General features: G+C 67.8%; 16 protein-coding genes and 1 riboswitch. Of the genes, 11 read left to right on the top strand and 5 right to left on the bottom strand.

All coding sequences use genetic code 11. The features are described from left to right. Nucleotides 1-178: 178 nt before the first annotated feature. The 3 genes from OG225_RS36515 (at nucleotide 179) to OG225_RS36505 (ending at nucleotide 1,687) form a co-directional block, all read left to right on the top strand. Nucleotides 179-499 (top strand): 2-oxo-4-hydroxy-4-carboxy-5-ureidoimidazoline decarboxylase, encoded by a 321-nt coding sequence (locus OG225_RS36515; protein WP_405179272.1) that lies wholly within the window; start codon nucleotides 179-181, stop codon nucleotides 497-499. Nucleotides 500-560: 61 nt separating this feature from the next. After that, a complete protein-coding gene (locus OG225_RS36510; RefSeq protein ID WP_405179271.1) occupies nucleotides 561-1,037 on the top strand; it encodes a YbaK/EbsC family protein in 477 nt (158 codons plus the stop codon). A 182-nt stretch (nucleotides 1,038-1,219) separates the two neighbouring features. Then, nucleotides 1,220-1,687 (top strand): flavin reductase family protein, encoded by a 468-nt coding sequence (locus tag OG225_RS36505; RefSeq protein WP_405183487.1) that lies wholly within the window; start codon nucleotides 1,220-1,222, stop codon nucleotides 1,685-1,687. A 30-nt stretch (nucleotides 1,688-1,717) separates the two neighbouring features. Here the strand turns inward: OG225_RS36505 and OG225_RS36500 are convergent, their stop codons facing one another. Together OG225_RS36500 and OG225_RS36495 are read right to left on the bottom strand one after the other, a co-directional pair. After that, nucleotides 1,718-3,037 (bottom strand): aminotransferase class V-fold PLP-dependent enzyme, encoded by a 1,320-nt coding sequence (locus tag OG225_RS36500; protein WP_405179270.1) that lies wholly within the window; start codon nucleotides 3,035-3,037, stop codon nucleotides 1,718-1,720. A 47-nt stretch (nucleotides 3,038-3,084) separates the two neighbouring features. After that, a riboswitch (SAM riboswitch) is annotated at nucleotides 3,085-3,197 on the bottom strand. 33 nt (nucleotides 3,198-3,230) lie between these two features. Next, a complete protein-coding gene (locus OG225_RS36495; RefSeq protein WP_405179269.1) occupies nucleotides 3,231-4,655 on the bottom strand; it encodes a DHA2 family efflux MFS transporter permease subunit in 1,425 nt (474 codons plus the stop codon). 98 nt (nucleotides 4,656-4,753) lie between these two features. On the opposite strand from OG225_RS36495, the gene OG225_RS36490 reads away from it, so the two are divergent. The 3 genes from OG225_RS36490 (at nucleotide 4,754) to OG225_RS36480 (ending at nucleotide 10,966) form a co-directional block, all read left to right on the top strand. Next, on the top strand, nucleotides 4,754-5,209 hold the full coding sequence (locus tag OG225_RS36490) for a MarR family winged helix-turn-helix transcriptional regulator (protein ID WP_405179268.1): 456 nt from the start codon (nucleotides 4,754-4,756) through the stop codon (nucleotides 5,207-5,209). 166 nt (nucleotides 5,210-5,375) lie between these two features. Beyond that, entirely contained in the window at nucleotides 5,376-9,614 is a 4,239-nt protein-coding gene (locus OG225_RS36485) for a Pls/PosA family non-ribosomal peptide synthetase (protein ID WP_405179267.1), read from the top strand. After that, nucleotides 9,614-10,966 carry a M1 family metallopeptidase gene (locus tag OG225_RS36480; protein WP_405179266.1) on the top strand — a complete coding sequence of 451 codons (1,353 nt, stop codon included), beginning with the start codon at nucleotides 9,614-9,616 and terminating at the stop codon, nucleotides 10,964-10,966. The genes OG225_RS36485 and OG225_RS36480 overlap by 1 nt, the downstream gene beginning before the upstream one ends. A gap of 3 nt (nucleotides 10,967-10,969) precedes the next feature. Here the strand turns inward: OG225_RS36480 and OG225_RS36475 are convergent, their stop codons facing one another. Further along, complete coding sequence (locus OG225_RS36475; RefSeq protein WP_405179265.1) at nucleotides 10,970-11,158, bottom strand: hypothetical protein; 189 nt, start codon at nucleotides 11,156-11,158, stop codon at nucleotides 10,970-10,972. Nucleotides 11,159-11,190: 32 nt separating this feature from the next. Continuing rightward, entirely contained in the window at nucleotides 11,191-11,781 is a 591-nt protein-coding gene (locus OG225_RS36470) for a DUF2752 domain-containing protein (protein ID WP_405179264.1), read from the bottom strand. A 47-nt stretch (nucleotides 11,782-11,828) separates the two neighbouring features. Here OG225_RS36470 and OG225_RS36465 point away from each other — a divergent pair, with 47 nt between their 5' ends. From OG225_RS36465 to OG225_RS36455, 3 genes are all read left to right on the top strand, one after another. Continuing rightward, nucleotides 11,829-12,098 (top strand): hypothetical protein, encoded by a 270-nt coding sequence (locus OG225_RS36465; protein ID WP_357788575.1) that lies wholly within the window; start codon nucleotides 11,829-11,831, stop codon nucleotides 12,096-12,098. Nucleotides 12,099-12,396: 298 nt separating this feature from the next. Next, complete coding sequence (locus OG225_RS36460) at nucleotides 12,397-13,452, top strand: alpha/beta fold hydrolase (RefSeq protein WP_405179263.1); 1,056 nt, start codon at nucleotides 12,397-12,399, stop codon at nucleotides 13,450-13,452. A 627-nt stretch (nucleotides 13,453-14,079) separates the two neighbouring features. Further along, nucleotides 14,080-15,297 carry an FAD-dependent oxidoreductase gene (locus tag OG225_RS36455; protein WP_405179262.1) on the top strand — a complete coding sequence of 406 codons (1,218 nt, stop codon included), beginning with the start codon at nucleotides 14,080-14,082 and terminating at the stop codon, nucleotides 15,295-15,297. Nucleotides 15,298-15,313: 16 nt separating this feature from the next. On the opposite strand, the gene OG225_RS36450 is transcribed toward OG225_RS36455, so the two are convergent. Next, nucleotides 15,314-16,087 carry an ATP-grasp domain-containing protein gene (locus tag OG225_RS36450; protein ID WP_405179261.1) on the bottom strand — a complete coding sequence of 258 codons (774 nt, stop codon included), beginning with the start codon at nucleotides 16,085-16,087 and terminating at the stop codon, nucleotides 15,314-15,316. A gap of 667 nt (nucleotides 16,088-16,754) precedes the next feature. Here OG225_RS36450 and OG225_RS36445 point away from each other — a divergent pair. Beyond that, the gene (locus tag OG225_RS36445) at nucleotides 16,755-17,426 is read left to right on the top strand and encodes a hypothetical protein (protein ID WP_405179260.1); all 672 of its coding nucleotides are present in this window, start codon (nucleotides 16,755-16,757) and stop codon (nucleotides 17,424-17,426) included. A gap of 299 nt (nucleotides 17,427-17,725) precedes the next feature. Next, nucleotides 17,726-19,261, top strand: a complete 1,536-nt coding sequence (locus tag OG225_RS36440) for a PepSY-associated TM helix domain-containing protein (RefSeq protein ID WP_405179259.1) — start codon at nucleotides 17,726-17,728, stop codon at nucleotides 19,259-19,261. Nucleotide 19,262: the final 1 nt, after the last annotated feature.

Raw genomic sequence — 19,262 nt, 5'->3', positions numbered from 1 at the left:
GATCCCCGGATATCGTCATCGACAGCCCCGCCGACCACCGCGTTCCGGTTTTCGCAGGCGGAAGCGGTCGCGCCCGGTAAATGCTGTGCTAAATCGATGTGCACCGGTGGTTCCTCCGCAGTTTCGCCCCGCATCATGAACGAGTCGGCAAACCTCTCAATTCGGTTCGGAGATCACAATGCTGATGCACCGAGGAATCGGCTTGGACCGCTTCAATTCCCTGCCGCGCACGCGTGCCGTGCACGCCATGTACACCTGCTGCGGCAATGTCACCTGGGCGACCCTGATAGTGGCCGCGCGCCCCTTCGCGGATCACGACGCACTACTGAACGCGGCCGATCTCGAGCTACTCCAGCTCTCGCAAGCCGATCTGGATCGCGCGCTCGCCGCGGTCGGCCACGAACACCTCGGCGCACATACGGTCACCGAACTGACGAAGGTCACCAGGGACCGGATCGAACGCATGCTGGGGCCGGAGGAAGGCTATCCCGAGTACTGAACCGACACCGACCTGGCCACTTCGCCCGGCGTACCCTCCGCAATCGCCTTACCCTGGTGCCATGCGCAGGTCGTCGTTACCCCCGGTCGCATGCCGGGTCTCGGACACGCTGATCGCGCGCGGACATCACGGTGTCATCGTCAGCAGACCCGAACCGGCGGCCACGGCCGCCGAGGCGGCGCGCTCGCTCGGTGTCGATGTGGGCGCGATCACCAAATCCCTGGTCTTCCTGCTGGACGACGATCCGGTGTTGCTCCTGGTATCCGGTGCGCACCAGGTCGACCTCCAGCACACCGGGCAGCGCCTGGAAGGCACGCTGACCACGGCCCCGGCCGAGATGGTGCGCGAGGTCACCGGGCAGCCGATCGGCGGCGTCGCCCCGGTCGGTCATCCCACCAACCTGCCCACCTGGGTCGACAACGCGCTGTCCGGTCACCGGGAAGTGTGGGCCGCGGGCGGTCATCCGAACACGTTGTTCCGCACATCGTTCCGTGAACTCGTGCGGATCACCGCGGGCCTGCCGATCGACGTCGACTGATCCGGCGCGTGCTCGTCGGGCACTCCCGTGACATATCGAACAGTGGCCGAAGCCCGCGCGGACGTCCGCGATCGGTCGCGCGGGCGTAACTTCGACATGTGACCGAAGTACCACCGCCGGGCGCCGGAATCCAGATACCCGACGATCTGAGCGGCATCACCGCCGAGCAGTATCGGGCCTCGATGCGCCACTACCCGGCGGGCGTCACGGTGGTCACCCTGAATTCCGAGCGCGGCCCGATCGGTTTCACCGCGACCTCGTTCGCCTCGCTCTCGCTGGAGCCCCCGCTCGTCTCCTTCAATATCGCCCACACCTCGTCCAGCTTGGACGCCATGCTCGGCGCGGATTCGGTGGTCATCCATTTCCTCGGCGAACACCAGCACCACCTCGCCCAGCGTTTCTCCCGCACCGCCGACGAGCGTTTCTCCGACCGCTCCCTGTGGACGCCCCTCGACACCGGCGAGCCGGTCCTGCACGGCACCCCCATCTGGGTCCGCGCCACCGTCCACCACCGAATTCCCATCGGTGACCACACTTTCGTCGTCGGCCTGGTCACCCGCGTGCACGACAACACCGACGAGACACCCGCGGCGGCCCCGCTGCTGTACTACCAGGGCCGCTACCACCGCCCCACCTCGCTGGACCGATAGGTTTCGCAGCGGATCACGCCGCGCGCGGGTTCAGCCGAGGGCGCAGGGGGAGGTGCCGATCGGGTCGGTGGCGGCGAAGGGGCGGGTTTCGGGGGTGGGGTTCCAGTGCGCGCCGGTTCGGGCGTAATCCCAGCCCGTGCCCCTGTCGACGAGCGTGGCGACGGCCTCGATGAGTCGCTCGACATCCGCCGAGCTGGTGCCGAGGCCGACGCTGGCGCGCAACGCGCCGTCGAGACCGAGGCGGGCGAGCAGCGGGTGGGCGCAGAAGCGGCCGTCGCGGACGCCGATCCCGTGTTCGGCGGAGAGGTAGGCGGCGACGTGGCCGGGTTCGTAACCGTCGAGGGTGAAGGCGACGATGCCGACCGAATCGGGGCTGTCGGACCACAGGCGCAGCAGTTCTACGCCGGGCACCGCGGACAGGCCCTCGCGCAGCCGCTCGGCGAGACGATGTTCGTGATCGGCGAGGGTTTCGGCGTCGACATCGCACAGCGCCTCGCAGGCGGCGGCGATAGCCGCCGCGCCGAGCACATTAGGCGAACCCGCCTCGTGACGCTGCGGTGCGGGAGCCCATTCCGTCGAATCCACAGCCACCTCGCGCACCGCGCCGCCGCCCGCGAGATACGGCTCGGCGGCGTCGAGCCAGTCGCGACGGCCGACGAGAACGCCCGTGCCGAACGGCGCGTAGAGCTTGTGACCGGAGCAGGCCAGGTAATCGACTCCGCTGTCGCGCAGACTGATCCGACGGTGCGGGGCCAGCTGCGCCGCGTCGACCAGGATGCGCGCGCCACATCGGTGGGCCACCTCGGCGAGCCGCTCGATCGGCAGCACTTCACCGGTGACGTTCGAGGCTCCGGTGACGGCGAGCAACGCGGCGGGCCTGGCACACAATTCGGCGACGAGCAGCGCGATGGTCTCCTCGACGGTGTCGGCGGCCCGGACCACGCGACGTCCGTTCCTGGTCCACGGCAGGAAGTTGGCGTGATGTTCGGTATCGAGCACGACGGTCTCGCCCGGCACGCATCCGGCCAGCAGGTTGAGCGAATCGGTGGTGTTGCGGGTGAAGACCACGACCTGGTCTTCCTCGGCATCGAAGAACCGGCTCACCGATCCGCGCGCCGATTCGTAGCATTCGGTGGAGATCCGGGAAGCGTAACCCGCGCCCCGGTGCACACTGGCGTAGTACGGCAGCAACTGCTGCACCCGATCGGTGACCCGGGCCAGCGCGGGGGCGCTCGCCGCGTAGTCGAAATTCGCGTAGGTGGTGGTTCCGCCCTGGACGAGCGGCACCTGGAGATCGTCGCCGGACACCCGCGCGAGCGGGGCACAGGTCTGGTTCGCCACAGAAGTCATCACAAAATCCCATCGGCCGAGGGGACTCGCGATCAGGAGATCGTTCGAGTCCGCGCTTGCCGCGCCCGGTCGGGCGCGGCCCGGTCGTCACCCGGAGCACCCCACCGCGGAGGAGGGTTGCCGACCAGCTAGCCGGGGCTTGACGCTGGTACTCATGACCTGAATCGAGGTTGGCAGAAGCATCACCGCCCTGTCAACCGCGACATTCCGACGACTCTTCGCGCCACAACACCAACGAGGTGACGAAGGACACGACCGCGGCGAGCGTGAGACACAGGAACGCCCGCTGGAAACCCACCTCGACGCCGTTGCCCGCGACCGTCGCCCGGTACAGCACCACCGCGAGCAGAGCGGCGCCGATGGATCCGCCCATGCGCTGGAGGATGTTCACCACCGAGGCCGCGTCCGGCAGCTGTTCGGCCCGCACCGCGGCGTAGGCCGAGGCGACGATCGGCACCCCGGTCAGCCCGGTCGCGATCCCTCGGAACAGTAGAAGCACTTGGATGACAACGGGATTCATCGAGGCGTCGCCGAATACGAAGGGCAGCGACACCGCGACGAGTACCAGTCCGCCGACCGCCGCGACGGCACCGCCGCCGTACCGATCGGTGAGGCGACCGCCGATCGGTAGGATGACGACACCGCCGATCCCGAACGACAGCAGCAACAGACCGGTCGCCACCAGCCCCTTCTCGTGCAGATTCTGAAAATACAACGGCAGCAACAGCATCGACCCGAACAGCGACATCCCGCCGAAGAAGTGGGCGACGGTGGCCGCCGCGAAAACCGGACTGCGGAACATCGTGATGTCGAGGAGACTCGCCTGCCGCGCACGCACCGCGCGCAGCACGAAACCGCCGAGCGCGAGCGCTCCCACCACCAGGGAAACCCACACCGTAGGCGCGGAAAGTCCACCGCGACCGCCGAATTCGCTCAATCCGTAGACGAGCGCCGAGAGCCCGAGCGCGATCAGCGCGAATCCGGCGATATCGAAACTCGCCGTCACGTCCGACGCCGGCACACGGGGCAGCGAGCGCCGTGCCAGCACGAAGGCCACCACGCCGAACGGAATATTGATCAGGAACAGCCACTGCCAGTCCAGATGCGCCAGCATCAACCCGCCGACGGTCGGGCCGATCGCGGGAGCCGAGACCACCGCGATACCGACGACGCTCATCACCCTGCCGAGCCGATGCGGACCGGCCACCCGCCCGATCATCGCCTGACCGGCGGGCACCAGCAAACCGGCCGCCAACCCCTGACCGATTCGCAGGGCGATGAGCCAGCCCATACTCGGCGCGAGCGCGCACAGCCCCGACATCACGGTGAACGCGATCAGCGCGCCCATCCACAGCCGGTCCATCGCGACGCGGCGGCCGAGCCACCCGCACAGCGGAAGCGTGACCGCGAGCGCGAGCAGATATCCGCTGGCGATCCATTGCGCGCTGTCGAGCGTCGCGCCCAGATCCGTGGCGATGGTGTCGAGCCCGATATTGACCAGTGACGTGTCCAACATGCTCATGACCGCACCGAAGACGACGACGCCCGCGACCCGCCACACGCTCGCGGGAATGGGTTCGAGCACGGGAGCGACGGCGGCGGTTCGAGTATCCGACATGGATCCTCCGTTATCGATCGATATCCGAGATCTGTAGATCACTGAGATTGTTGAGATTATCAACAGTTTGTCGAATCAACAATGGATACAATTTCCGGATGTCAGACGACCCGTCGCATCCGCCCGGCCTGCTCCGGTTCCCGACCTATGCCCTCGGCAAGCTGCACAAGGCCGTGCACGCGGAGATGGGCATGTCGTTGCGCGAGCATTGGGTGCTGGTCTACCTGGAGGAATACGCCGAACTGTCCCAACAGCAGGTCTCGACCGCGCTCGGCATCGACCGCAGCGAGGTCGTCCGATTGATCGACGGACTCGAACGCGACGGCCTGGTCGTTCGCACCCGCGACGCCGCTGACCGGCGCAAATACCGACTGACGGTCACCAAGGCCGGGCGGGCCGAACGCCGTCGCACCGACGACATGATCGAGGCCGCCGCCAAGCGCGTACTACGTCGACTCGACGACGACGAGCAACGCACACTGCACCGCCTCGCCCTCAAAGCGCTCGGTGAGGACCCGTCGCTGAGCGACCGAAACCGGCATTCCGCCCGGTAGACCCGCTGGGACGCGGCGAGAACCACCGTGTCCGGGCGCACGAACCAGGCGATACCCCGAGTACCGTAGATACTCGGTCACCGTGGCGTTTGCCCTCTGGTAACCCTCTTGTGAAACAACCAAGGGTGAAGAGCTAGGCAGGTCGATGAGAGGTGGTCAGGACGTCATGCTGCAGCCGCAGGTCGACGCCACGGCGAGCGAGGGCCAGGACACGGGGGCGATTCCCGATCCATTGTCACGCGGCAGCCTCGCCGCACCCGCACGCACCCTGGTCGACATACTCGCCGCCACGGCGATCGATTACCCCGACGCGCCCGCCATCGACGACGGCGAGGTAGTCCTCGGCTACGCCGAACTCCTCGCCGAGATCGACGTCCTCGTCGCGCGTCTCGGCGCGGCGGGAGTGAGCGCGGGCGACCGCGTCGGCGTCCGCATGCCGTCGGGCACCCACGAGCTCTACGTGACCATCCTCGCCGTCCTGCACGCCGGGGCGGCCTACGTCCCCGTCGACGCGGACGACCCGGACGAGCGAGCCCGCCTGGTCTTCGGCGAAGCGAAGGTGACCGCCGTCGTCACCGCGAACGGCATCGAATCCGTCCCCGCCGCGAACACGCCGGTCGGGCAGGACTCCGCCGCGGATACGTCGGTCGAGCGGGAGCCCGCCGCGGATACGTCGGCCGGGCAGGCCGAAGTCGCACCCGAACAGACCACGAGCGCGGCGGCCACCGCAGCGTCAGCTGGGCCGGAACCGGGCACGCCCGAATCGGCCCCGCCGGGACTGGCCGCAACCGAGCCGACCGGACCCGAATTCGCGAAGTCCGAACCATCCACAACCGCGTCGGACTCGGGACACGCAGAACCGGCCGGAGCCGAACGAACCGCGACGGAGGTCCGCACCGCACTTCCCGATCCCTCCGACGACGCCTGGATCATCTTCACCTCCGGTTCCACCGGCACCCCGAAGGGCGTCGCGGTGACGCACCGCAACGCCGCCGCCTTCGTCGACGCCGAGGCGGAGCTCTTCCTTCGCGAGGCCCCCATCGGCCCGGGCGACCGCGTGCTGGCGGGCCTGTCGGTCGCCTTCGACGCCTCGTGCGAGGAGATGTGGCTGGCCTGGCGGCACGGCGCGTGCCTGGTCCCGGCTCCGCGCGCGCTGGTCCGCACCGGCGCCGATCTCGGGCCGTGGCTGGTGCGCCGGGAGATCAGCATCGTCTCCACCGTCCCGACGCTGGCCGCGACCTGGCCCGCCGAGGCGCTCGATCCGGTCCGGCTGCTGATCTTCGGCGGCGAGGCCGTGCCACCGGAACTCGCCGAACGCCTTGCCGGGAAAGCGGATTCGGCGCGCGAGGTGTGGAATACCTACGGCCCCACCGAGGCGACCGTCGTCGCCTGCGCAGCACTGCTCGACGGCTCCTGGCCGGTGCGTATCGGCCTGCCGCTGCACGGGTGGGATCTCACCGTGGTCGATCCGGCGGGCAATCCGGTGGCCGAGGGCGAATCGGGCGAGCTGGTCATCGGCGGTGTCGGCCTGGCCCGATATCTCGACCCGGCCAAGGACGCCGAGAAATACGCTCCGCTGCCGTCGCTGGGCTGGGAACGCGCCTACCGCAGCGGTGACCTGGTCCGTAACGACAGCGCCGGACTGGTCTTCCTCGGGCGCGCCGACGACCAGATCAAGATCGGCGGCCGCCGTATCGAACTCGGCGAGATCGATAACGCGTTGCAACATCTGCCCGGTGTCACCGGTGCGGCGGCGGCGATCCGAAGTACCAAGGCGGGCAACAAGATCCTGGTCGGCTACCTGACCGGCCCGGATAGCGACTACGACCTGAAAGCCGCGCGCGAGCGTCTCGCCGAACAGCTTCCGGCCCCGCTGGTGCCGCGACTGGCCGTCGTCGCCGAACTGCCGACGCGCACCTCCGGCAAGGTCGATCGCGACGCGCTGCCGTGGCCGCTGCCCAAACAGAAGGACATCGAGGCCGAAGCCGGACTCAGCGAGACCGCGCTGTGGGTCGCCGGTCTGTGGGACGCGCTGCTCGGCGCGGAGGCCACCACCCCCGATATCGATTTCTTCGATGTGGGCGGCGGCTCGCTGGCCGCCGCGCAACTGGTCGCCGCGCTGCGCGAACGCTATCCGCACATCACCGTGGCCGAACTCTACGACCATCCGCGCCTCGGGGCGCTCGCCGATTTCCTCGACGACAGCGCACCCGTCGTCGCCGCGGAAGAACGCGTCGTCCGGCCCACCCCGCTGCCCGCCCAGGTGTTCCAGGTGCTCGCGACCATTCCGCTGACCACCCTCACCGGTTTGCAGTGGCTCACCTGGCTCGCCATCGTCGGCAATATCGCCGCGTGGTCGGGTTCGTTGCCCTGGCTGCCGCACCTGTCGTGGTGGTGGGCGCTGATCGCCTTCCTGCTCTTCATCTCCCCGCCCGGCCGGATGGCACTGTGTGCCCTCGGCGCCAGGCTCCTGCTCGACGATGTGAAACCGGGCAGCTACCCGCGCGGCGGTCACGTGCACCTGCGACTGTGGACGGCGGTGCGACTGTCGGAGGCCAGTGGCGCCGAGAATCTGTCCGGCGCACCGTGGATGGTGCCCTTCGCCCGGGCGCTCGGCGCGAAGATCGGCAAACGCGTCGACCTGCACACGCTGCCACCGGTCACCGGAATGCTGGAACTCGGCAACGGGTGCAGTGTCGAACCCGAGGTCGATCTGTCGGGCTACTGGATCGACGGCGACCTGGTCCATATCGGTCCGATCTCCGTCGGCCCCGGCGCGGTGGTGGGTTCGCGCTCGATTCTGCTGCCCGGCACCAAGATCGGGAAGAACGCGGAGATCGCGCCTGGCTCCGCTGTATCCGGCAAGGTCAAGGCCGATCAGGAGTGGGGTGGCTCGCCCGCGGTGAAGGTCGGTAAGGCCCAGCACCGCTGGCCCGACGAGACCCCGGCGCGCGCGGCGCACTGGGTGCTGATCTTCGGCATCACCTCGATGGTGCTCGCCGCCGTCCCGATCATCGGACTCGCCTCCGGCGGGGCGTTCATCGCCTGGTGGATCCGCGACACCACGACGCTGACCGAAGGTCTCGGCCGCGCCTTCGCCATCCTGCCCGTCGCGTCGTTGCTGAGCCTGGCCGTCTACGCCGCGGTGACGATCGTCGCGGTGCGGCTGTTCAGTATCGGCCTGCGGGAGGGTTACCACCCGGTGCGCAGCCGGACCGGCTGGCAGGCATGGTCCACCGAGCGTCTGCTGGATTCGGCCCGGACCTTCCTCTTCCCGCTCTACGCGAGTCTGCTGACCCCGATGTGGCTGCGCCTGCTCGGCGCCAAGATCGGCCGCGGTGTCGAAGTGTCGACCGTGCTGCTACTGCCCAAATTCACCACCGTCGCCGACGGTGCCTTCCTCGCCGACGACACCATGATCGCCGGATACGAACTCGGCGGCGGATGGCTGCACATCGGCGAGGCCAAGGTCGGCAAACGCGCGTTCCTCGGCAATTCCGGGATGACCGCCCCGGGACGGCGGGTGCCGAAGAACGGACTCGTCGCCGTCCTGTCGGCCGCGCCGTCCAAAGCCAAAGCCGGTTCGTCCTGGCTCGGCAGTCCCCCGGTCCGGCTGCGCCGCGACTCCGAAGGCGGCGATTCCGACCGCACCTTCGATCCGCCGCTGCGCCTACAGATCGCGCGGGCCGTGGTGGAGACCTGCCGACTCGTCCCGGTGCTGGTGACCTTCGCCATCGGCCTCGGCGTGCTGTTCACCCTGGCCTGGCTGGCGCAAATGCTCGGTCATCTGCCCGCCGCGCTGCTCAGCGGTGTGGTGCTGCTGGCCGCGGGAGCGGTCGCCTGCGGCAGCGCGGTCGCCGCGAAATGGTTGATGGTCGGACGTATTCACGCGGAGGAGCATCCGCTGTGGAGTTCGTTCGTGTGGCGTAACGAGGTCGCGGACACCTTCGTGGAGACCGTCGCCGCACCGTGGTTCGCGCGCGCCGCGACGGGTACACCCGTACTCAACCTGTGGCTTCGCGGACTCGGTGCGAAAATAGGACGCGGGGTATGGTGCGAGTCCTATTGGCTACCGGAGGCGGACCTGGTGACACTCGGCGACGGCGCGACCGTGGAGCGCGGCTGTGTGGTGCAGACCCATCTCTTCCACGATCGGATCATGGCGATGGACACCGTCACCCTGGGCGCCGGAGCCACTCTCGGCCCGCACTGCGTCGCGCTTCCGGCCGCGGTGATCGGCGCGGGCGCGACCATCGGACCGGCCTCGCTGGTCATGCGCGGCGATGTGGTGCCGCCGTCGACCCGCTGGTGGGGCAATCCCATCTCGCCCTGGCCCGGCGCGATCGCGAGCGTGCCGGAAACCGAGGCCGAATCGGAAGCGGGCCGAGCGAAAGCGGCTCGCTGATGCCGAGCAAGTTCTACGACGTTCCGATCGACGAATACCTACCCCAGAACGGCAATCGCGGTTACCGGGTCTCCAGGTACGAACTCGAACTGAGCTACCGGGTGGCGAGCAACCGCCTGGCCGGACGGGCCGAGATCACCGCGGTGACCACCGAGGTCCGACCGCGTTTCGCCGTGGACCTGTCGCAATCGCTCGCCGTCACAAAGGTTCTCGTCAACGGCGTCAAGGCCTCGAAATACGCTCATCAGCACAACAAACTGGTGATCACACCGCAGCAGCGCATTCCGGCGGGCGGTGTGCTCTCCCTGATCGTGCTGTACAGCGGCACACCGAAACCGGTGCGCGGACCGTGGGGCGAGGTCGGCTGGGAGGAACTGACCGAGGGCTCGCTCGTCGCCAGTCAGCCCAACGGCGCCGCGTCCTGGTTTCCGTGCGACGACCACCCCAGTTCCAAAGCCAGCTACCGCATTTCGATCACCACCGACACCCCGTACTACGCGCTCGCCAACGGATCACTCGTCGGTAAACAGACCAAGGCCAGCCAGACCACCTGGGTCTACGAGCAGCCCGAACCGATGGCGAGCTATCTGGCCACCATCCAGATCGGCCCGTACCGGAAATTCCGGGTCGGCTCGGTGCAGAGTCCGGTCGCCATGTACGCCGTGGCCCCGGTGCGGTTGCGCGCCAACTTCGAACACGATTTCGCCAGACAGCCCGCGATGATGGACCTGTTCATCGAGAAATTCGGGCCGTACCCGTTCGGCGGCTACACGGTGGTGATCACCGACGACGAACTGGAGATTCCGATCGAGGCGCAGGGCATCTCGGTTTTCGGCGCGAACCACTGCGACGGCCGTCGCGGTTCGGAACGACTCGTCGCGCATGAACTCGCCCACCAGTGGTTCGGCAACAGCCTGACGATCCGGTGCTGGCGTGACATCTGGCTGCACGAGGGTTTCGCCTGCTACGCCGAATGGCTGTGGTCGGAGGCCTCGGGCGGCGCGTCGGCCGATCAGCAGGCCAGGGCCGCGCGCCACAACCTCTTCCGGCAGCCGCAGGACATCATCGTCGGCGATCCGGGCCCGCGCCGCATGTTCGACGACCGCGTGTACAAACGCGGCGCGCTGACCCTGCACGCCCTACGACTGGAACTCGGGGATGCGGCGTTCTTCGACCTCGTGCGCGAATGGGCGGCCCGCTACCGGCACGGCTGGGTCACCACCGAGGAGTTCACCGATCTGGCAGGCCACTACAGCCTGCTACCGCTGCGCCCGCTCTGGGACACCTGGTTACACGCCGAGGTACTGCCCCCGCTGCCCCCACTGGGCGGACAGGCCAGCTCCGCCCGCTGAGATTCAGAAGACCAGGTAGCGGGCGGCCAGTTCCTCGATGAGCGGATCGTCCTCGGCGACCGAGGCCAACGCGTCCAGATCGGTTTCGATCGCGATGCGACGCGGATCGTCGTGTTCGGAATCGGGTACGCCGTCCTCGGCGAGTTGTCGTAACAACTTGACGCGGACGCGGTGCCTGAGTGTGTCGCTCATATTCGAAGCTTGCCCGATGCGAGCCACCGAAATCAGATCGGCGCGAGCCAGGAACCCCACGGCGTATTGCGGAACACCGAATACACCGCGATGACGGACAGCAGTATCCACATGGTGCTGCGTTCCATCTTCGGCACGACGAGGCGTTGACCGCGCCACGCGTGTCTTGTCCACGCGCCGACCCACACCGCGAGGGCGAGTATCAGCGGGATCGCGATCAGGCTGCTGTGCAGCGAGTCGATGACCCGTCCGTCGGTCAGGTTGTGCACGGCCCGCATACCACCGCAGCCCGGGCAGTACAGGCCGGTGAGGGCGTAGAACGGGCAGTACCCGTAGGCCCCCTCCTCGTGCGGGTCCCGGAAATGCAGCAGCGCCAGCGCGCCGATACCCGCACCCGCCGTCAGCAGCGGCAGCGGCATCGCTCGCCAACCCCGATGCTTGGGTTGCGCCAGAAATCTCCCCGACCCCGAGTCCGCACCCGGTGCGACATGCGTGCTCTCCACGAGGAACAACGGTAGCCGCGTCGGCCCGATCACCGCCACCGCCACCGCGATCACCGAACCGATTTCCGGCCTCCGAGCGGCCCGGATGGCACCGCGGTCGGTTCGAGCCCGAGCGAACATGATCAATTCCATACCGCGTTTTCCCAGCTCGAACTAAAATTTCGGCCGTGGATGCCGCTGAATTTCTTCGGCTCGACGGATATGGGGTCAGTTCGGCTCGCAGACTCGAATTCGGGAATGTGGGTCACTGGCACGCCCCCCAGGAGGGCGAGATCGCAGGCGCGGTGGCAGTGGAGATAGACCCGGGTGACGGAAGTTCGGTCGTGGTTTTCGTCCAAGCGCCGCACAGACGCGACGTACCCGACGATTTCCACCCGAACGATCAGGTCTGTCTGGTCATACCGGACATGATCGCCGAACTTCTCGACTCCGACTGATCGTCGTACTCACGACACTCCCTACCCGCCCGACCACGAAGCCGCGGTAGCTCCTGTCCGCGCGAACGGTCGACCGGTAGTACAAGCCGCCACACCCGCGACAGCGCGGATCCGGCGGTGCGATCCTGGCGGCCGGGCCGTCGAGTACCCGAGATCTTTTGTTCGGAAAAGCAGTGTTCGCCGTACCGAATACCGGGTATTCGACCGTTCGAGCCAGGATTTCCGCCATCGAGCGCTTGCACTAGCAAGCACCCCAGCTTGCAGGGTACGGTGACGGCAGACACAAAGGAGTGCTCGAATGCTGGTCACGTCGATGAAGACGCTAGCGGGACTACGCGGTAGCGAACCGCTCACCGCGGCCTACCGTGCTGCGCTGCGCAACCGCACCTTCGCCACCGCGTCGCTGAACAAGCCGACCGTCCCCCACGACGTCATCCCCGTGACCACCGCCGACGGCGCCCGCCTGCGGGTGCACGCCTACGGCCCCGCCGACGGCGAGACCCTCGTGCTCGTGCACGGGTGGAGTTGTAGCATCGAATACTGGAATCCCCAGATCAACGCCTTCGCCGACCGCTACCGCGTCGTCGCCTACGATCAGCGCGGCCACGGCGAGAGCGAACTCGGCCGCGTCCCGCTGGGTCCCGCCAGCCTCGCCGACGATCTCGTCGCCGTACTCGACGCGGCCCTGCCCGCGGGCAAGCGCGCCGTCCTCGTCGGCCACAGCATGGGCGGAATGACCCTGCAAGCATGGGCCGCCCGCTACCCCGAGCAGGTCGTCGAACGCGCCTCCGAAGTCGTCCTCGTGAACACCGCCGCCAGCGAGATCCGGCACGAGACCGACATGATCCCGGTCCTGAACAAGCCGCTCACGGTCGCGGACCGACCGCTGACCGTCCTCGGCGCGACCGTCAGGATGCCGTCGGCCATCGCCGAGACGATGCTGTACTCCCCCGTGCCGCTGCCGGGCGGCTGGCTGGCCAACACGGTCTTCAAGGACCGTGCCATGACCAAGAACGCCACCGCCGACGAAGTCGAGTTCGCGCTGAGCGTCATCCGGTCCTGCCGCCCGCTCACCCGCGGCCTGCACGCCGTCGCCCTGCTCGACATCGATCTCGGCGACTCCGCCGAACACCTGACCGTCCCCACCACGGTCATCGCGGGCTCGAACGATCTGCTCCTGCCCGAACGGCTGTCCCGCCGCATCGTCGAACTGCTCGACCGCACCGGTTTCCTCGCTGACTACCGCGTCTGGCCCACCGGCCATCTCGGCAATATCGAGGCCGCCGACCGCTTCAACGCGGTACTGGAACAGGTCGTCGCCCGCAGTTACCAGCAGACCGCGACCGCCGTCTGAGCCGATTCGGCGTCCATCTGCTGCTCGAGCAGCTTCGGTTGGTCAGTCAGATTTGCCTGGTCGACCCGATTTTCGCCGGGTCCGATTCCACGGCGACTTCCCCGCATCGAGAAGGGGGAAGCTCCTGGTTACGTATCCGATGGAGCTTCCCCCGGATCGAAGGGTAGCGGGCGCGTTGGGCTCGCGGGCCACTATCCCGGTTCCGGTCACCCGGAACATCTTCGAGCATACAGAGGGTTATGGTGCGAGGGGTGTCGAGCGAAGAGCCGACCGACCTCGTGTCCGGTACCGTTCGCCCGGCGGAATGTCATGTCGCGGGCGACCGATTCGGACTCGCACGTCCGCGAGCATGACCCTCGGTTTCCGGGACGTGGCCGGACCACATTGCGACCGACGGAATGTCATGTCGCGGGCGACCGATTCAGGCCCGCACGTCGGCAAGCATGACGTTCGGTTTCCAGAACACTGCCGGACCGAACTGCGACCGGCGCGAATCTCTTCCACACCGACATTCATAGCTATCATTCAGCAATGACTCCGGGGCGATCGACTACGGCCGCGCCGCACGCGCCCCACTCGTGGCCCCGGTAACCGATCGAACTGCCCACACATCGGTTGAGGTGGTGAATGTCGAATACAGGTGACAGGGCTCGTAACAGTGTTGCCCCCGGTTCATCGGCCAAACGGGCACTGATAATCGGCGCTGGCGTCGGCGGCATCTCCATCGCCCGAGGATTGCTACGTGACGGCCATGACGTGACCGTATTCGAACGGGCGTCCGCCGTGCGGGACGGTGGTGGTGCGGTGACCATCTGGCCCAACGGGGCGAAGGTGCTCACCCAACTCGGCGTCGATATGACCGGAGCCGGTCGGCTTCTTTCGGCGGTGCACGTGTCGACCGCTACCGGACGTCGCCTCGCCGTGATCGACGTGACGGCGTTGGGCGCAAGGATGGGAGCCCCCACCCGGATGGTTCCCCGTCGGGTGCTGCTGGAACGACTGATGGACGGTTTCCCGCCCGATCGAATCCGCTGCGACGCGCGCGCCGTTGACGTGACCAACACTCCAGGGGGCGTACGAGTCGATTTCGCGGACGGCACATCGGACGAGGGGGATCTGCTGATCGGCGCGGACGGTCAGCACTCGACGGTGCGCGCCGCGATGAGCGCACCGGAGGCGACACCGACCGGCTGGTGCAGCTGGCAAGGACTGGTAGAGCTGCCCGAGATCGCCGACGGCGACGTCGGCGTGATCATCATCGATGAAGGCGGCAACCTCGGCCTGTGGCCCGCGGGCAACGGCAGCCTCCAGTGGTGGTTCGACCTGCCGTGGACCCCCGATTTCGTCCACCCCGATTCCCCCATCGACGCCATCCGGTCACATTTCACCGGCTGGTCCCACCCGGTCGACCGCGTGCTGGACACATTGACCGACGACGACCTGAGCATGTCCCCCTTCCCCCACTTCCGGCATCCGATACCGCGCGAATGGGGCCGCGGCCGATTCACCCTGCTCGGCGATGCCGCCCACACGATGCCGCCCACCCTCGCCCAGGGCACCAACCAGGCGCTACTGGACACGATGGTCCTGCGCCGCGCACTGGCCTCCGCGCGCACCACCCCCGAAGCGCTGAGCTGGTACGGCAGAACCCGCCGCCGCAAGGTCGCCGCCGTCTCCTGGGTGACCTCACTCCAGGTCTCACACGGCGAGTCCGCGATGAAGCCCGCCGGACTCCTGCCCCCCGGTTTCGCGACCTCGGCACTGACGAGTTTCCTTCGGGCAACCAGCCATTCGAGAATGTCCGCCGAAGCCACCGAGAAATTCTCACCGATCGACACCCGATGAGGGCCATGCACTCTCGTCACGCATCCGCGCGGGCCAACGCCTCCGCTTCCATCGCGGCGATGAAGTCGGCCACGTTCGAACCGTAGACGCCCCAGCTGTTCACACCACCGAGTTCGACGAGACGAAGCACGCCGTCGTGGCCGACACCGACATCGACGGTGATCATGGTGGAACCCTGCGCGAGCATGCGCGCCGCCGCGGTCTCCGCGAAAACCCGGACGTGGTCCGGGACGGGGAGGTACGGCTCGATCGGATAGGAGCTCCCGCAGACGAAGCGGCCGTCGCGGCAGAAGCAGCGGTACTCGCGCTCGAATGTCACCACCTCGGACACGACGACGAGTTCGTCCCGGTATCCGTCGTAGAGCTGGAGCCAACGCTCCAACTCCGCGATCGCGTGAACGCCCGCGGGGAACAGCTTGTAGTTCGTATCGCTCCGGAGGAAGACCCGGTCACCGCCGAACATGCGCCGCAACGGGAGACGTGGAACCGCCGAGAACGGCACGAGGACAGCGGTGCGGCCGAGGAGGTCGTACACGTGCCGGTAGTAGGACGAGCACCGCAACGTCGGGTAGTCGTCGAACACCGCGTCTCCGAGTCGTGACACTCGGCGCAGACGCGTCATCGTCAACATCGTGCCGTATCCGACGATCGCGCGGCCCTCCTCGACGACCGGCCAACGACCCATCATCACGTCATGCGGCTCGACGATCAGGGCATCATCGAGCGCGGCCGCGACGATGGCGGAGCCGGGGAACTCCTCGTGGACATCGATGATCCAGCGCGGTCGCATCGCACGATGCTACGTGCGACGCATGGGATTTCCGGCTGAATTCGAACCACTTACGACCAAACCTCGGCCAAGCGCGACGAGCGAGTGCCGCCGGATTCGGTGGACCGCCGCAAAGAACAAACCGACGGCGGCCGGCGAAGTGCACGGCAAGGCTCGGCGAACGAAAAACCGTCCAGAGCTGGAACCATTCGCTTGGTACCTGTCGCAGTATCGGTTCGTGAGCTGGAGACGATATGTGGCGCACGGGGTGCCCGGCGGCTATCGGATCGGAGACAAAAGCCCGGCGCTGGTGGGGCAATCACTATGAGTTGTGTCCGGACGAGCTGGTGGCCGAGTCGAACAGCGGGCCGGACTACGAGAAGTTGACCGCGCTACTCCGGCGTTACCGGATCCAGAAGCGGTAACGAGGGAATGCCTTCGGCCGTCGATCCTGAAATATGGAGCCGCCTGGGGGAATCGAACCCCGGTACGGATCTCCCGAAATGCCCAGCTCAGCGAACTGGCTTTGCAACATCGCCGCTGTTCAACCGCTATTTCAGGACGATTCATGACATTACAGAACCGAATGCTACCATCCGGGTGATGACGCGGTAGTCACCCCGTCGACCTGGGATTTCTCTGGATGGTGATGACGGCGTCATCACCCACAACCGGTGCTCGCGCGGGGGTGCCACAGCCCCTACCTACCTCGGCCGACATCAGCGACGCCACGGCGATCGGCGCGACTCTGCTGCGGCGCAGACGGAAAGCTCATCGTGACGGTTTCGATCAGATGGGTGAACGCGCGGGCGGTATCGTTCCCGATATGTCCACCGCGTCTGTCCTGGCCGCGCGCCTGCGCGGCGCGATGACAGGCGCGGTGTCGGGTGCGGCGGCGCTGGCCGCCCACGGGATGGGTGGCGGCATGCTTCCCACTGACAGCACGCTCGTGCTGTTGGTGGCGGGATGCGTATTGGTCGGAGTCATCGGCGCGGGACCGGCGGGTCGCTGGTGGCCGGTGCCGATCGCCCAGCTCGGTGCAGGGCAACTGCTCGGTCATCTCGTGCTGGCGTGGACTTCCGAGCACACCCACCCGATGGCATTGACACCGGCCATGCTGGTCAGCCATGCCGTGTTCGCTGTCGTCGTCGGCATCGCGCTGGGAATCGCCGAGCGCCTGGCCCGCGCGGTGGTGTCTTCGCTGCGCTGGTGGCTGGTGCTGCTCACCCGCCACGCCGAGACCGTCGCCGACCAACGGTGTCTCGCGGTGCCGGGCCGGAATTCGCCGACGCCTGCGCGTCTGCTGCTGAGTTCGGGCCTCGGCAACCGCGGCCCGCCCGTGACCGCCGCCGCCCTGTGAGGCTGTCCCCCTAGGTCACGCACCTCGTCCACGACATGGGCAACGCTGTTGCGCGTTTCGCCGTCGTGGATCGGATGTGGTGCGGGCCGAGCGTTTCTCGCGTTCGGGTGCCGTGTTCGGCTACCCGGACGGCTCCGTCCATGACGCACCGCACCTTTCGCGACTGCCGGGTTCGCCGGCGGCCGCGCGCTACGGCATGGGTCGTGATCGTGGTGGCGGCTGCGTGATGCCGCCGAAGTCTCTCCCCGGCACGAGCCGGGAGAGACCAGTTCCTTGCGCCCGGAGAGGGCTTTGCGTTCATGTCTTCCACAACCGCCGGAGTCGGCGACCCGCCGGAAACCCCCGCCGACGACGATGGCCTCGCCGCGTCGGCGACAACCGTGACAACCCCCGATACCGACACCGCCGCGGCGGATTCCCCCGACAGCCCGGCGTCTTCGACGGCACGGACAGCGCCGCGCAGCTGGCGGCCGTTGATCCTGCGACTGCACTTCTACGCGGGAGTGCTGGTGGCACCGTTCATCCTGATCGCGGCCGTGACCGGCGGTCTGTACGCGCTGTCACCGGTGATCGAGAAGTTCGTGTACGCCGAGGTGCTCACCGTCGAATCCACCGGCGCCGCACCGCTGCCACTGTCACAGCAGGTCGCCGCGGCCCGAGCCGCCTACCCGGACCTGGCGGTCACCGCGGTCGCGCCCCCGGCGTCCTCGACCGCCTCGACACGGGTGCTCTTCACCGACCCCGGTCTCGGCCCCGACGAACTGAAAGCGGTCTTCGTCGACCCTTACACCGGAACCGTCCTCGGTAGCGAGACCTCGTGGTTCGGATCACTGCCGTTCGCCACCTGGGTCGATGTCCTGCACCGCGACCTGCATCTCGGCGAGGTCGGAAACCTCTACAGCGAACTCGCCGCCTCCTGGCTGTGGATCGTCGCCCTGGGCGGATTGTTCTTGTGGTGGGCCAAGTTCCGCAGCGACCGCGTCCGTGGCCGACGCGCCCGCCTCCTCGGCGTCGACCGGTCGGTGCCGGGCCGGGCACGCACCCTGAACTGGCACGGCGCGACCGGTGTCTGGATCGCGGCGGCGCTGCTGTTCCTGTCGGCCACCGGCATCACCTGGTCGCCCTACGCCGGCGAACACGTCACCGATCTGCGCGCGGCGATGTCGTGGCAGCGGCCCCAACTCGACACCGATCTGACCGGCGACGCCGCGGCGACCGAGGGCGCGCACGAGGGGCACGGTGGCGCGCACACCGGGCCGGTCGACATCACCGGTGTCGACCTCGACCAGGTCGTCGCGGCCGCGGACCGGGCCGGGGTCGGCGCACCGGTCGAGATCACCCTGCCCGCCGAGCCGGGACAGGCCATCGGCGTGGCCGAAGCCGCGAAAGCCTACCGGCTCACCACCGATTCCGCCGCCATCGATCCGGCCACGATGCAGGTCACCGGTACCGTCGACTACTTTCGCGACTACTCGCTGATCGCCGAACTCGCCGACTGGGGCATCCGCGGCCACATGGGCGTCCTGTTCGGACTGCTCAACCAGCTGCTGCTCCTGGCCGTCGCGCTGACACTGGTCACGGTCATCGTGCGCGGCTACCGCATGTGGTGGCAACGCCGCCCGACCCGCGGTTCGGCGTGGGCGCTCGGGCGGCCACCTCTGCGCGGCGGCATCGGCCGAGCGCCGCGCGCGGGTGTCGTCGTGCTCGCGGTCCTGGCTGTCGCGATCGGCTGGTTCCTGCCACTGCTCGGCATCACACTGGTCGCGTTCCTCGTCATCGACCTCGCCCTGGCGGCACTGAAGCGCCGGTCGGCGCGAGGGCGGCAAGCGGTGTGAG

The sequence above is a fragment of the Nocardia sp. NBC_01377 genome (assembly GCF_045040005.1).
Classification (GTDB): domain Bacteria; phylum Actinomycetota; class Actinomycetes; order Mycobacteriales; family Mycobacteriaceae; genus Nocardia; species Nocardia noduli.
This window is presented reverse-complemented; position numbering and strand designations above follow the sequence as displayed.